General features: G+C 60.1%; 10 protein-coding genes, 1 pseudogene and 2 riboswitches. Of the genes and pseudogenes, 3 read left to right on the top strand and 8 right to left on the bottom strand.

Features of this window, described 5'->3' with window-relative positions; translation table 11 throughout:
- Positions 1–228 precede the first annotated feature (228 nt).
- Together M2367_RS01805 and M2367_RS01800 are read left to right on the top strand one after the other, a co-directional pair.
- Complete coding sequence (locus M2367_RS01805) at positions 229–1,620, top strand: nucleobase:cation symporter-2 family protein (protein ID WP_259235594.1); 1,392 nt, start codon at positions 229–231, stop codon at positions 1,618–1,620.
- 99 nt (positions 1,621–1,719) lie between these two features.
- Complete coding sequence (locus M2367_RS01800) at positions 1,720–2,421, top strand: lipoyl protein ligase domain-containing protein (RefSeq protein ID WP_259235593.1); 702 nt, start codon at positions 1,720–1,722, stop codon at positions 2,419–2,421.
- A gap of 80 nt (positions 2,422–2,501) precedes the next feature.
- Here the strand turns inward: M2367_RS01800 and M2367_RS01795 are convergent, their stop codons facing one another.
- Positions 2,502–3,878: a sodium:alanine symporter family protein gene (locus M2367_RS01795; protein WP_042040671.1), complete on the bottom strand. Its 1,377-nt coding sequence runs from the start codon at positions 3,876–3,878 to the stop codon at positions 2,502–2,504.
- 249 nt (positions 3,879–4,127) lie between these two features.
- Positions 4,128–4,243, bottom strand: a riboswitch (glycine riboswitch).
- A gap of 5 nt (positions 4,244–4,248) precedes the next feature.
- A riboswitch (glycine riboswitch) is annotated at positions 4,249–4,328 on the bottom strand.
- Between the two features lie 419 nt (positions 4,329–4,747).
- On the opposite strand from M2367_RS01795, the gene M2367_RS01790 reads away from it, so the two are divergent.
- Positions 4,748–5,899 carry a type III PLP-dependent enzyme gene (locus M2367_RS01790; RefSeq protein ID WP_224430975.1) on the top strand — a complete coding sequence of 384 codons (1,152 nt, stop codon included), beginning with the start codon at positions 4,748–4,750 and terminating at the stop codon, positions 5,897–5,899.
- Positions 5,900–5,977: 78 nt separating this feature from the next.
- On the opposite strand, the gene M2367_RS01785 is transcribed toward M2367_RS01790, so the two are convergent.
- From M2367_RS01785 to M2367_RS01755, 7 genes and pseudogenes are all read right to left on the bottom strand, one after another.
- On the bottom strand, positions 5,978–6,943 hold the full coding sequence (locus tag M2367_RS01785) for a calcium/sodium antiporter (protein WP_259235592.1): 966 nt from the start codon (positions 6,941–6,943) through the stop codon (positions 5,978–5,980).
- Positions 6,944–7,083: 140 nt separating this feature from the next.
- The gene (locus M2367_RS01780) at positions 7,084–7,560 is read right to left on the bottom strand and encodes a peroxiredoxin (protein ID WP_259235591.1); all 477 of its coding nucleotides are present in this window, start codon (positions 7,558–7,560) and stop codon (positions 7,084–7,086) included.
- A 69-nt stretch (positions 7,561–7,629) separates the two neighbouring features.
- Positions 7,630–8,121, bottom strand: a pseudogene (gene yfcD, locus M2367_RS01775) (NUDIX hydrolase YfcD); the annotation flags it as partial.
- A gap of 160 nt (positions 8,122–8,281) precedes the next feature.
- Entirely contained in the window at positions 8,282–9,025 is a 744-nt protein-coding gene (locus M2367_RS01770; RefSeq protein WP_042040678.1) for an amino acid ABC transporter ATP-binding protein, read from the bottom strand.
- A gap of 12 nt (positions 9,026–9,037) precedes the next feature.
- A complete protein-coding gene (locus tag M2367_RS01765) occupies positions 9,038–10,132 on the bottom strand; it encodes an amino acid ABC transporter permease (protein ID WP_042040680.1) in 1,095 nt (364 codons plus the stop codon).
- Positions 10,133–10,210: 78 nt separating this feature from the next.
- Positions 10,211–11,398 carry an amino acid ABC transporter permease gene (locus M2367_RS01760; RefSeq protein WP_224430978.1) on the bottom strand — a complete coding sequence of 396 codons (1,188 nt, stop codon included), beginning with the start codon at positions 11,396–11,398 and terminating at the stop codon, positions 10,211–10,213.
- Between the two features lie 67 nt (positions 11,399–11,465).
- Positions 11,466–12,485, bottom strand: a complete 1,020-nt coding sequence (locus tag M2367_RS01755; RefSeq protein ID WP_224430979.1) for an amino acid ABC transporter substrate-binding protein — start codon at positions 12,483–12,485, stop codon at positions 11,466–11,468.
- Positions 12,486–12,803: the final 318 nt, after the last annotated feature.

Raw genomic sequence — 12,803 nt, 5'->3', positions numbered from 1 at the left:
AAGAGGGCTCATTCTACGCCTACATATGGCAAAAACCCATGACATCGACGGGTTTTACCGCTCACACCCCAGATGCAAACCGGCGGATCATAATGGTCACACGCAAACGTTTCAACCTCGCGACAAATAAACCCGTTTATGACCAATTGCCGCTGGATCTCGCTTTTTCAATCACTACAATAGCCGCCAAATTTCCTCCCCCTTCTCCCATCAAATTTCGAGGTATCTATGGAACAGGCTGCTCTCAAGAGCGCTCCCGACCAGCCACAGCGGCGCCCCCACCCGGATCTGGTCTACGGCATCAATGAGGTTCCTCCCCTGCCCCAGACCCTGTTCGCCGCCCTGCAGCATATGCTCGCCATGTTTGTCGCCATCATTACCCCGCCCCTCATCATCGCCAACGCCCTTGGCCTGCCCGCCGATGAGACCCGCTACATAGTGTCGATGTCCCTGGTCATGTCCGGCATCGCCTCCTTCATCCAGACTCGCCGCTTTGGCCCCATCGGCTCTGGTCTTCTGTCGGTGCAGGGCACCAGCTTCAACTTCCTCGGCCCCATCATCGCCTCCGGGCTGGCCCTCAAGCAGGCTGCCATGCCCACGGACGACCTGCTCGGCACCCTGTTTGGCACCATGCTGGTCGCCGCGCTGACCATGGTGGTGCTCAGCCGCTGCCTGCATCTGGTGAGCCGGGTCATCACCCCGCTGGTGACCGGCATAGTGGTACTGCTCATCGGCCTGACCCTGATCAAGGTCGGCCTCATCAGCATGGGTGGTGGCTATGGCGCCCTGGCCGATGGCAGTTTTGCCAGCCACGGCAACCTCTTCCTCTCCCTGCTGGTGCTGGGATTGATTGTGCTGCTGCAACGCAGCCACAACCCCTGGCTGCGCCTCTCCGCCATCATGATTGCCATGCTGGTTGGCTATGGGGTCGCCCTGCTGATGGACAAGGTGCAGCCCCCCGTCTTCGAGGGACCTCTGCTGATGATCCCGGCGCCACTGCGTTATGGGCTCGGCTTTGACTGGCAACTGTTCGTGCCGCTGGCCATCATCTTCGTGGTGACGGCGCTCGAAGCCATCGGCGACATGACGGCCACCTCGGATGTCTCGGGCGAGCCGGTCAGCGGCCCGCTCTACATGAGCCGCATCAAGGGCGGTGTGCTGGCCGATGGTTGCAACTCCATGCTGGCGGCGCTCTTCTCCACCTTCCCCATGTCCACCTTCAGCCAGAACAATGGCGTCATCCAGTTGACCGGGGTGGCCAGCCGTCATGTGGGTCTCTTCATCGCCGCCATGCTGGCCCTGCTCGGGCTGTTCCCGGCGGTGGCCAGCCTGGTACAGCAGATCCCCGAACCCGTGCTTGGCGGCGCCACCATCGTCATGTTCGGCACCATAGCCGCGGCCGGGGTGCGCATCATCTCCCGCGAGGAGCTGGACAGACGCGCCCTGATGATACTGGCTGTCTCCCTGGCCATGGGCTTGGGGGTCGCCCAGGTGCCCGAGGTACTGCAACACCTGCCCGAGCTCGCCAAGAGCGTGCTCTCCTACGGCGTCGCCACCGGCGGCCTGACCGCCATCATCCTGAATCTGCTGCTGCCCACGCGCGCCACCGCGCAGGCCTGACTCTCTCGTCAACAAACAGGTAAAGCCCCGCGTGCGGGGCTTTACCTCCTCCCCCGTCGCGGGTACTGTGCTGGGCAGCCTCAGCGCCAGGACGCCTTCATGCTCTATACCCTGCTTCCCCCTCTGCCCACCGACCACACCCCGGATCAGATCTTGGCCGAGGAGCAGGGTTGGCTGCGGGACTGTGCCCGTGACGGCCAACCCCGCGCCCATTTATGGCAGGCCCCCCAGTGCCTCATCGTCACCCGCAAAGATACCCTTCTGCCCCGCTATCAAGCCGCCTGCGAGCAACTTGCCAGGGAAGGCTGGCCCGTCCATGTGCGCGACAGCGGCGGCACCGCCGTGCCCCACGGTCCCGGCATCCTCAACCTCTCCTTGCTGCTGCCCCGCACCGCTGCGGATCTGGCCCACTACTACCGGCTGCTGGGGGCACCGCTGCTGGCCCTGCTGGGGGAGCATGGCCTGGAGGGGAGCTACGACTTCGTGCCCGGTTCGTTTTGCGACGGCCAGTACAATCTGGTGATCGAGGGTCGCAAGGTAACAGGCACTGCCCAGCGCTGGCTGGCACCGGGTCAGGATCATGGCGGCGCCGTGCTGGCTCAGGCCATGCTATTGGTGGCTGGCGATGTGGACGAGGGCACCCGGATGGCGAGCCGCTTCTACGAGCTGGCAGGCGGGGAGCTGCGTTTTCTGCCCGATACCTCCACTACCCTGGCAAACTGCATTGGTTGGCGAGGTAGCGAGGAGCAACTGGTGGCGCAGGTGCGACGGCGTTTGCAGGCGCGGCTGACCGGCAACTGACGTGCCGGCGCCCAAAGCCTGCCTGATACGAAAAAGCCACGACCCGGGTCGTGGCTTTTCTGTTTTCAGCGCCGCGGGTATCAGGCGGTCTGCGGCTCTGGCTCGGCTTCGCTATCGCTGCCCCGCTTGAAATAAGCGCGGGTCTCGGCGATCACCACATGGCGCAGGCCAATGAGGCCGATGAGGTTGGGTACCGCCATCAGGCCATTGACGATGTCGGCCAACAGCCAAATCATGTCGAGATGGAGGAAGGCGCCGCCCGCCACCAGCCCCAGATAGATGAAGCGGTAGGGCTTGATAGCCCGAGTCCCGAACAGGTAGTGAGTGCAGCGTTCACCGTAGTAGTTCCAGCCGAGGATGGTGGTGAAGGCGAAGAAGAGCAGGCCTATGCTCACCAGATATTGGCCCAGGTGCGCATCCAGCCCCTGGGCGAAGGCGGCGCTGGTCATGGCTGCGCCGCTGAGATCGCCGCTCCAGACCCCGGTGACCACCAACGTCAGGCCGGTCATGGTGCAGATGATGAGGGTGTCGATGAAGGTGCCGGTCATGGAGACCAGTCCCTGCTCCACGCATGAATCCGTCTTGGCCGCCGCCGCCGCGATGGGGGCTGAGCCTAAACCCGATTCGTTGGAGAAGACCCCCCGCGCCACCCCGGACTGGATAGCCAGCATGATGCTGGCACCGACGAAGCCACCGGTCGCGGCATGGCCGCTGAAGGCGCTCCCGACCACCAGCGCGATCGCATCGGGCAAGGCGCCAGCACTGTTCACCAGCACCCCGAGACAGGCGGCAATATAGAAGAGCGCCATGAAGGGCACCACCTTGCTGGCCACGCTGGAGATGGACTTGATCCCCCCCAGGGTCACCAGGGCGACCAGCAGCGTCAGCACCACGGCGGTCGCTTCGCGGGGCACCGAGAAGGAGAGGCTCATGGCGTCGGAGATGGCATTGACCTGAGGGAAGGTACCGATGCCAAAGAAGGCGACCCCGATGCCAAACAGGGCGAACAGTTTGGCCAGCCAGCGACTGCCGAGCCCCTTCTCCAGATAGTACATGGGGCCGCCCGCCATCTGGCCGTTGCTGTCCAGCTGTCGATATTTGACCGCCAGCAGACACTCGGCGTACTTGGTCGCCATGCCAAACAGGGCCGCCATCCACATCCAGAACAGGGCGCCCGGGCCCCCTAGCTTGATGGCGGTCGCGACGCCGACGATGTTGCCCGTGCCTATGGTGGCCGAGAGCGCGGTGCACAGCGCCCCGAAACTGGAGACATCCCCCTGTTTGCCTTGGCCCTGATCGCGACCAAACACCAATTTGAGGGCGAAGGGCAACCGCACCAGCTGCAGCAGACCCAGGCGAAGAGTGAGGTAAACACCGGTCCCGACCAGCAGGATCAGCAGGGGAGGTCCCCAGACAAGATTATCGATGGCCGTCAGGGCCGATTGAATTGATGACATGCATCCTCCTTAAAAAACAACAATTAAGGAGGAGAAGGATGATCTTCCCATAGGTGTCGCGATCGCCAGAGGTGATCGGATGCGGGCCAAGAACGAGTTCACACTCTTACTGCGAGGCCGTGATCAAGGCTCATGCGCTGCTCGGAATCCTCACGTATGTCTATACGCTCCGGTTCCTGCGCTGCTCTTTACCTTGCTGACGACCTCTCGTTACAGATCGTGAACAGTTCCAAGCTCAGGTACAACCATCCCATCCCCTCTGTCCTTTTGCCTGAGAGTTTCCGGCGCCAGCCAGCCCTTGCGGGTCGTCATGGTGCCTTGCTCCTTCGGCGCCCGATTAAACGGGTCTCTCCAGAGTATCGTCCAGTAGCAGTCCACACCGGTTGCCCGGTACCTGAAAGATTTACTTCTTCGGTGGATGGTCCCCCATCGCTCTCCTGCTACCTTCATCCGAACTAGTTTTGGATTAGGACGAGCATATTAGTCCAAAATAATGTGATCTGTCTCCCAACAATCCCCGTTTTTCTTCCTGAGCCCCCGGCGCCGCCTGAAAGTAAATAGATTGTTAACTATCAATTGGTTAGCCCGCCACTGGCCAGGAGGCTCTTCTTGCATCCGGATACGCCTTTTTGCACTGGATATCAATTTCCCCTTTCGTCTCGACCAGAAAATCTTGCCAACATAGCCAATCAAAAAGCTTGCATGACAAATCAATAAACCGATAATTGCGCGCATATCCAAGCAGTAACCATGAAAGTTATGCAGCTTGCTGGATAGGTCCCTTCCGGACCGCTCGCCTGAGCCGGCCGTTGCCGTCTCAACAAACCAAGGCTAGGGCAACTCCGCCCCCTAAGGATGATCAAAAGACAATGAAAGAGACCCTTGTGGCACAAGATTACCGTCAGCTGGTTGAACAATTTGGCTCTCCCCTGTTGCTGCTCGACAAGGCTGCCGTGCGCCGCCAATATCGGGCTCTGTCTGCCGCCCTGCCCGAGGTGCGCCTGCACTATGCGCTCAAGCCCCTGCCCCATGAGGCGGTGGTCGCTGTGCTCAAGGAAGAGGGAGCCTGCTTCGATCTGGCCACCAATGGCGAAGTGGATCTGGTGCGCTCGCAAGGGGTGCGGCCGGGTCGCTGCATCCATACCCATCCCATCAAGCGCGACAGCGACATTCGCTATGCGCTGGAATATGGCTGCACCGTCTTTGTCTATGACAACCCCCTGGAGCTGGACAAGTTCCTGCCCTACAAGGATGAAGTGACACTGCTGCTGCGCGTCAGTTTCCCCAACCCCAACACCAAGGTCGATCTCTCCAAGAAATTTGGCTGTACCCCGGAGCAGGCGCTGCCCCTGCTGCAACTGGCCCAGGCCAAAGGGCTCAAGGTGAGGGGGCTCTCCTTCCATGTCGGCTCCCAGGTGCCCAACAGCGAGCGCCATGTCCAGGCTATCGACGCCTGCCGCGAGATCATGGAACAGGCCTGGGATCTGGGGCTCAAGCCCTGGGTACTCGACATCGGTGGCGGCTTCCCGGTCGACTATGAAGGCGGCGAGTTCGATATCGATGGCTTCTGTGCCCCGATCCGCGCCGCGCTCGCCAAGCTGCCCGCCACGGTGCAGAAAATTGCCGAACCGGGCCGTTTCATCAGCGCCCCTGCCATGACCTCGGTATCCAGCGTGATGGGCAAGGCCCACCGTGGTGACAAGATCTGGTACTACCTGGATGACGGCCTCTATGGCAGCTACAACGGTCAGCTCTATGACCACGTCACCTACCCGGTCAGTACCCCCTATGCCGGTGGCGAGTTGCACAATGCCGTACTCTCCGGCCCGACCTGCGACAGCGTGGATGTGATCCGTGACGGCATCATGCTGCCGGATCTGGAGATTGGTGAGCTGGTGATAGGGAAAGTGATGGGGGCCTATACCTGGGCCTCGGCCTCGACCTTCAACTTCTTCCCCAAGGCCAATATCCTGATCCTCGATAGCAGCCAGCAGAGCCAGAAGCTGGTCGCCGTCGCCTGAAGGGCATGACCATGACGCCGACATAGAGAGGGGGAGCCATTGGCTCCCCCTCTTGTTTGCATTGTCACGCCAGCGTCATCAGAACTGGCTGGTCAGCAGCCAACCGGTATAACCGAAGAAGATGCAGAGCAAGATCCCCCCTTCCACCCGGTTGATGCGGCCCTGGCCCTTGCGGCCCAGACACATCACCAGCAGCAGCAGGGTCAGCCCCATCATCAGGCTCCAGTCACGGGTCAACACGGCCGGATCCACGTCCAGGGGCGCTATGCCAGCGGCGATACCCACCACGGCCAAGGTGTTGAACAGGTTGGAACCCAGCACGTTACCGAGGGCCAAGTCATGCTCCTTCTTCTTGATGGCCATCAAGGAGGAAGCCAGCTCGGGCAGAGAAGTACCCACTGCCACTATGGTCAGGCCGATAACGAGATCGCTGATGCCAAAGGCCTGGGCGATGGTGACGGCGCCCCACACCAGCAGGCGGGAAGCGCCGACCAGCAGAACCAGACCCACGATCAGCCAGAAGATGGCTTTCTTGAGGGGCATGGCCTCGCTGTCTATCTCCACATTGACATCGGCGTCCAGGGCATCGCCCTTGCTCTTGATCCCGGTCCAGATGGACCAGCCCAACAGCACGACAAAGACCACGCCAAGAATGAGCGCATCGCCACGGCCGAGATAGCCGTCAAACAGCAGGGCGCCAGTCAGCAGGGTGATGCCAAGCAGGATGGGTATCTCCTTGCGCACCACCTGGGAGGAGACGGCGATGGGGCTGATAAGCGCGGTCAGACCCAGGATCAAAGCGATATTGGTAATGTTGGAGCCATAGGCATTACCCAGCGCCAGCGCCGGGTTGCCCTGCATGGATGCCAGGGCCGAGACCACCATCTCGGGAGCCGAGGTACCAAAACCGATGATAACCATGCCGATGAGCAGGGGTGGCATGCCCGCATAACGGGCGGTGGCGGCGGCACCATCGACAAATTTATCCGCACTCCAGACCAGCAGGGCCAGTCCGGCAATCAGGGCAACAAAAGCCAGGGTCATACGTATTCTTTCCAATCGAAGTTGAGCTGCAGGGCGCCATGACGGTCACGGCATAAACAGGGACACGAGCCCAAGAGGCCCGTCGGCGCCAGTGTAACCGAGGGATATCGCTTTTCAAGGGCTAACTCAGCCCTGATTAACTATCCCAGCAGTGCGAGCAAGGAGTCGGCATCGGAGACCTCGAACTTGCCGGGTGCCTCTATGTTCAGCGCAGTGACCAGGCCATCTTCGGCTATCAGGGCAAAACGCTGAGCACGCACACCACCGAAGGCTCCCGTCTCTTTCTCCAGCCCCAGCGCCCGGGTCCAACTGGCATCGCCATCGGCCAACATGGTGATGGCCTGCGCGTTCTGTGCCTCGCCCCAGGCCCTCATCACGAAGGCATCGTTGACCGAGAGGCAATAGATGGCATCGACACCCTTGGCGCTGAACTCATCCGCCTTGACCACATAACCGGGCAGATGCGCATTGGAACAGGTCGGTGTGAAGGCGCCGGGCACGGCGAACAGCACCACCTTCTTGCCGGCGAACAGCGCCTGGGTATTCAGCGTCTGTTTGCCTTCGGTGGTAAGGAGGGTGAACTCACCCGCGGGCAGGGATTGGCCAACTGAGATCATGAAGAGTCTTCCTGACGGTAAATGATGAGGAGCAGTTTACCCCAGATGAAGGCCCCGTGCAGGTGTCCGTTATGCGCCGCCTCTGGCCTGCCAATGGGCGAGGGCTATCAAGGAATCCGGGGTAAATTCGGCGGCCCGGTTGGCGATCTCCGCCAGACTCATCCAGTGGACGGCGCTCACCTCCTCGGCCTGCAACTGCAATGGCCCCTGATAGCGGCAACTGTAGAGATAACCCCACACCTTGTAGTTGCTGCCCTCGGCCAGGAAGCTGCCATGTTCACTCAGCGGTATATCCATGATGCCCAGCTCTTCTCCCAACTCGCGCAGGGCACTGGCAAGGGGCACCTCGCCCACCGTCATCACGCCACCGGCGCAGGCGTCCAGCATGCCGGGGCAAAAATCCTTGCCCAGGGTACGACGCTGCACCAGCACCTGACCCTCCTCCCCCAGCACCAGTATGTAGCTGGCGCGATGACGCAGGTTTTCACGGCGCACCCGTGCCCGATCGGCCACCTCAATGACATTGTCCTGGTCATCGACCACCTCGACCCATTCCATGCTGCTCTCCTGAGCCGTTCTGTTGCTGACGCCGCAGTATACATGGAGAAAAACCTTGCCGGATCAGCTACTAGGGGATTTTCTCGGCCAGCCTGCCCCGTCGTTTGTCGGGTAAAAGAGAGGGCACCCACAGGTGCCCTCTCGATGAGCGGTCCGCGCTCGCTCAGTTATGCAGGATCTGGGAGAGAAACAGCTTGGTGCGTTCGGACTGGGGGTTGTCGAAGAACTGCCCAGGCTCGTTCTCCTCGATGATCTGGCCTCTGTCCATGAAGATGACCCTGTCCGCCACCTGCTTGGCAAAGCCCATCTCGTGGGTCACGCAGAGCATGGTCATGCCTTCATTCGCCAGCTCCACCATGACATCGAGCACCTCCCGTACCATCTCGGGGTCCAGTGCCGAGGTCGGTTCATCGAACAGCATCACCTGAGGATTCATGCAAAGACTTCTGGCGATGGCGACACGCTGCTGCTGACCACCGGAGAGCTGACCCGGGTACTTGAGCGCCTGCTCGGGGATCCGCACCCGTTCGAGAAAGCCCATGGCGATCTGCTCCGCCTCCCGCCTCGGCAACTGCTTGACCCAGATGGGTGCCAGGCTGCAATTTTCCAGCACCGTCAAATGCGGGAACAGGTTGAAGTGCTGGAATACCATGCCCACTTCACGGCGCACCGTCTCTATGTTCTTGAGATCCGAGGTGAGCGCCATCCCCTTGACCAGGATGTCGCCGCGTTGATGCTCCTCCAGCCGATTGATGCAGCGGATCATGGTGGACTTGCCGGAGCCCGATGGCCCGCAGATGACGATCTTCTCCCCCTTGCCGACACTCAGATTGATGTTGCGCAGCACATGGAAATCGCCATACCACTTGTTGACGTCCTTGAGTTCGACCACATAGTTACTTTCCATAATCAACAGCTCCTAACGCTTGTGGCCCGTGTGCAGCTTGCGCTCCAGATAGATGGAATAACGGGACATGCCAAAACAGAACATCCAGAAGATCAGTGCGATAAACACATAGGCTTCGGTGGAATACCCGAGCCAGTCGGGATCCGCCAAGGCCACCTTGGAGATGGCCAGCAGATCGAACAGCCCGATGATCAACACCAGACTGGTGTCCTTGAACAGGGAGATAAAGGTGTTCACCAGTGAGGGGATGGTTATCTTGAGCGCCTGGGGCATGATGATGAGCCCCATCACCTTCCAGTAGGAGAGCCCCAGCGCATCCCCCGCCTCATACTGCCCCTTGGGGATCGCCTGCAAACCACCGCGCACCACTTCGGCCACATAGGCCGACTGGAACATGATGATGCCGATGAGCGCCCGCAGCAGCTTGTCGAACTCCACCTCCCCCGCCACGAACAGGGGCAGCATGACCGAGGCCATGAACAGCACTGTGATAAGCGGAACAGCGCGCCAGAACTCGATATAGACGGTGGAAAGGCTGCTGATGATCGGCATGTGGGAGCGACGCCCGAGGGCCAGCAAGATGCCAAACGGAAGGGCCACTGCGATGCCCACCACCGCCAGTACCAGGGTCAACATCAGGCCGCCCCAGAGATTGGTATCCACAGTCCTCAGCCCAAAGCCGCCGTGCAGCAACCCATAGGCGATACAGGGAAACACCAGCAGGGTGAAGAGTGCCAGCCACCCCTTATAGGGCGTCTTGGGCCAGATCAGCAGCGCCAGCAACGCCGCCAGCCCGGCGAAGACGATATTGACCCGCCAGCGCTGATCCCCTGGGTAAAAGCCATAGATGTATTGACCAAAACGGCTCTCGATAAACAACCAGCAGGCCCCCTCCTGACTACAATCAGCTCGGCTACTGCCCGTCCAGGTCGCGGAGATAAAAGCCCAGTCAATCAAGTGCCAGAGCGCCGGCAGCAGAAAATAGGCCAGCGCCAGGGTCACCAGGCTGTTCCACCAATTGGGAAACAGATTGGCCCTGAGCCAGGCGGGTACGCCACGCCTGTTGTCAGGCGCAGGCTGCGCCTCTTGCATGTCAGTGACGAACATAGATCCCCCTTATCATGATGCTTTCACCGCAGAGGCTGCACCGAAGACCCGTTGGGCATTGACTGTCATCTGATCTCCTCATCGCTCCACCAGCGCCATCTTGCGGTTATAGATATTCATCAGGACAGAGGTACTGATACTGATGACGAGATAGACCCCCATGGTCATGGCAATCACCTCGATGGCCTGGCCCGTCTGATTGAGGGTGGTCCCCATGAACACGGAGACCAGATCCGGGTAACCGATGGCCGTCGCCAGGGAGGAGTTCTTGGTCAAGTTGAGATACTGACTGGTCAGCGGCGGTATGATGACCCGCATCGCCTGGGGAATGATGACCAGTTGCAGGGTGCGGGGCGTGGAGAGCCCCAGGGCAGAGGCGGCTTCCGTCTGACCATGGCTGACCGCCAATATGCCGGAGCGCACTATCTCGGCGATGAAGGCTGCCGTGTAGATGGTCAGCGCCAGCAGCAGGGCCACCAGCTCGGGCAAGACGGTCAGGCCACCGCGGAAATTGAAGCCTTGCAACGTCGGCAGGCTCCAGGCAAGCGGACTGCCCACCAGCCAGAAGGTCGCCAGTGGCAGCAAGATGATGAGGCCAAGGGTGCTGAGCCACACCGGGAATATCTTGCCGGTCAACTCCTGGCGACGCTTGGCCCAGCGCCGCACTCCCCAGCTCAGGACAAGGGCCAGCAGCAGGGCACCGATCACATAGCCGAACCCCTCCTCAAACAGAGGCTTGGGCAGATAGAAGCCCCGCACATTCAAAAAGGCCAGCTCCCCCAGGTTCACACTCTCGCGGGGTGATGGCAGGGTGCGCAGCACCGAGAAATACCAGAAGAAAATCTGCAGCAGCAGGGGGATGTTGCGAAAGGTCTCGATATAGACAGTGGCAATGCGCGATACCAGCCAGTTCTTTGACAGCCGCGCCACGCCGATCACAAAGCCGAGCAGGGTCGCCAAGATGATACCCAGTACAGAGACCAGCAAGGTATTGAGCAGACCCACCACGAAGGTTCGGCCGAAACTATAGGTCTCATCGTAGGGGATCAGGCTCTGGAGTATGCCAAAGCCGGCGGTATTGCCGAGAAACCCGAAGCCGGTGGTGATGCCACGGGCCTCCAGGTTGGTCAGGGCATTGTTGATGATGTAGAACAGAAAACCGAGGACTGCCGCGATGGCCAGGCACTGGAAGATCAGCGCCCTCACCTTCGCGTCATACCACCAGCGGCCCTGTTCTTTCCTCTGGTCGTGCGGTTGTGACGCCATAGGGATTTACTCCGACAAAGCCAAGGCAAGAGGGAAAGCGGGGGCCTGAGCCCCCTAACCAACATATCTAGCGAATGGGGGGGGCGTACATCAGGCCACCCTGGTTCCACAAGGCATTGATGCCGCGATCGATCTTGAGGGGAGAACCGGCGCCGACGTTGCGATCGAACATCTCGCCGTAGTTGCCGACCTGCTTGATGATGTTGTAGGCCCACTTGTCATCGAGGCCAAGAATGCCTCCCTTGGGATCTTCGAGGCCAAGCAGGCGACGCACATCCGGGTTGGTCGACTTGAGCATCTCGTCCACGTTGCTACTGGTGACCCCGGCCTCTTCGGCATTGAGCAGGGCAAACATGCTCCAGCGCACCACCTTGAACCAGGGTTCATCACCCTGACGCACCACTGGGCCCAGCGGCTCCTTGGAGATAACCTCCGGCAACACTATGGCGTTTTCCGGCTTGGAGAGTTTGATCTTGAGGGAGTAGAGCTGAGATTGATCCGAGGTCAACACATCGCAGCGACCGGCCTCGAAGCCCTTCACGGTCTGATCCGAGGTGTCAAACACCACAGGGGTATATTTCATGCCGCCGTTGGCACGGAAGTAATCGGCCAGGTTAAGCTCCGTGGTCGTACCGGACTGGATACAGACGGCGGCGCCATCAAGCTCCTTGGCACTTTTTACCCCCAGGGCTTTGGAGACCATGAAGCCCTGGCCATCGTAATAGTTGACCCCGGCGAAGGTGAGACCAAGGGAGGCATCCCGCGTCATGGTCCAGGTGGTATTGCGCGACAAGATGTCGACCTCCCCCGATTGCAGTGCGGTGAAACGCTCCTTGGCGGTCAGGGAGACATATTTGACCTTGGTTGCATCCCCCAGCACGGCAGCGGCGACGGCGCGGCAGACATCGACATCCAATCCGGTCCAGGTGCCCTTGGCATCCGGGTTGGAGAAACCGGGCAGGCCATCGCCGACCCCACATTGCACAAAACCCTTCTTCTTGACGGCATCCAGGGTGCCTTCGGCCCAGACATTGGCGGCTGTCAACGACAACGCAACCAGCACACCCATCTTATGTAGCTGTTTCATATCACTCTTCCCTGTGGTTCAACTCGAATGTACATCACCGCAGCCTGCCGATGACGCTCTCCCTGCCTTCACTTTTTTTGCAGCTTATCCAGCGCCAAAAAAGCCTGTCAATCGGTGCAAACCGGCGCGAAATTGGTGCAGCAGCACAAAGCACCTATATGTCCCGATATACACCTTATGAATAAAAAATAGACCCATATCGACCAAATAGCATACTGACAATGCCAGCGCCGACCCTGCAGATCTTTTTTGCAGCTATTTTGTCATGCCCCAGAAGAGGGCAGCCTTTCATATTACAACTGACTCATATGGTTCATA

This window comes from Aeromonas sp. BIGb0445, from assembly GCF_024809075.1.
GTDB classification, from domain to species: Bacteria; Pseudomonadota; Gammaproteobacteria; order Enterobacterales; family Aeromonadaceae; genus Aeromonas; species Aeromonas rivuli.
Note: the sequence above shows the minus strand (reverse complement) of the source record. Positions and strands in the feature narration are given on the sequence as shown.

Bases quoted from the DNA above. Each gene is read 5' to 3' on its own strand.
- M2367_RS01770 (WP_042040678.1), bottom strand. From the start codon at position 9,025: ATGGAAAGTAACTATGTGGTCGAACTCAAGGACGTCAACAAGTGGTAT.
- M2367_RS01765 (WP_042040680.1), bottom strand. From the start codon at position 10,132: ATGTTCGTCACTGACATGCAAGAGGCGCAGCCTGCGCCTGACAACAGG.
- M2367_RS01800 (WP_259235593.1), top strand. From the start codon at position 1,720: ATGCTCTATACCCTGCTTCCCCCTCTGCCCACCGACCACACCCCGGAT.
- M2367_RS01805 (WP_259235594.1), top strand. From the start codon at position 229: ATGGAACAGGCTGCTCTCAAGAGCGCTCCCGACCAGCCACAGCGGCGC.
- M2367_RS01790 (WP_224430975.1), top strand. From the start codon at position 4,748: ATGAAAGAGACCCTTGTGGCACAAGATTACCGTCAGCTGGTTGAACAA.
- M2367_RS01755 (WP_224430979.1), bottom strand. From the start codon at position 12,485: ATGAAACAGCTACATAAGATGGGTGTGCTGGTTGCGTTGTCGTTGACA.
- M2367_RS01760 (WP_224430978.1), bottom strand. From the start codon at position 11,398: ATGGCGTCACAACCGCACGACCAGAGGAAAGAACAGGGCCGCTGGTGG.
- M2367_RS01785 (WP_259235592.1), bottom strand. From the start codon at position 6,943: ATGACCCTGGCTTTTGTTGCCCTGATTGCCGGACTGGCCCTGCTGGTC.
- M2367_RS01780 (WP_259235591.1), bottom strand. From the start codon at position 7,560: ATGATCTCAGTTGGCCAATCCCTGCCCGCGGGTGAGTTCACCCTCCTT.
- M2367_RS01795 (WP_042040671.1), bottom strand. From the start codon at position 3,878: ATGTCATCAATTCAATCGGCCCTGACGGCCATCGATAATCTTGTCTGG.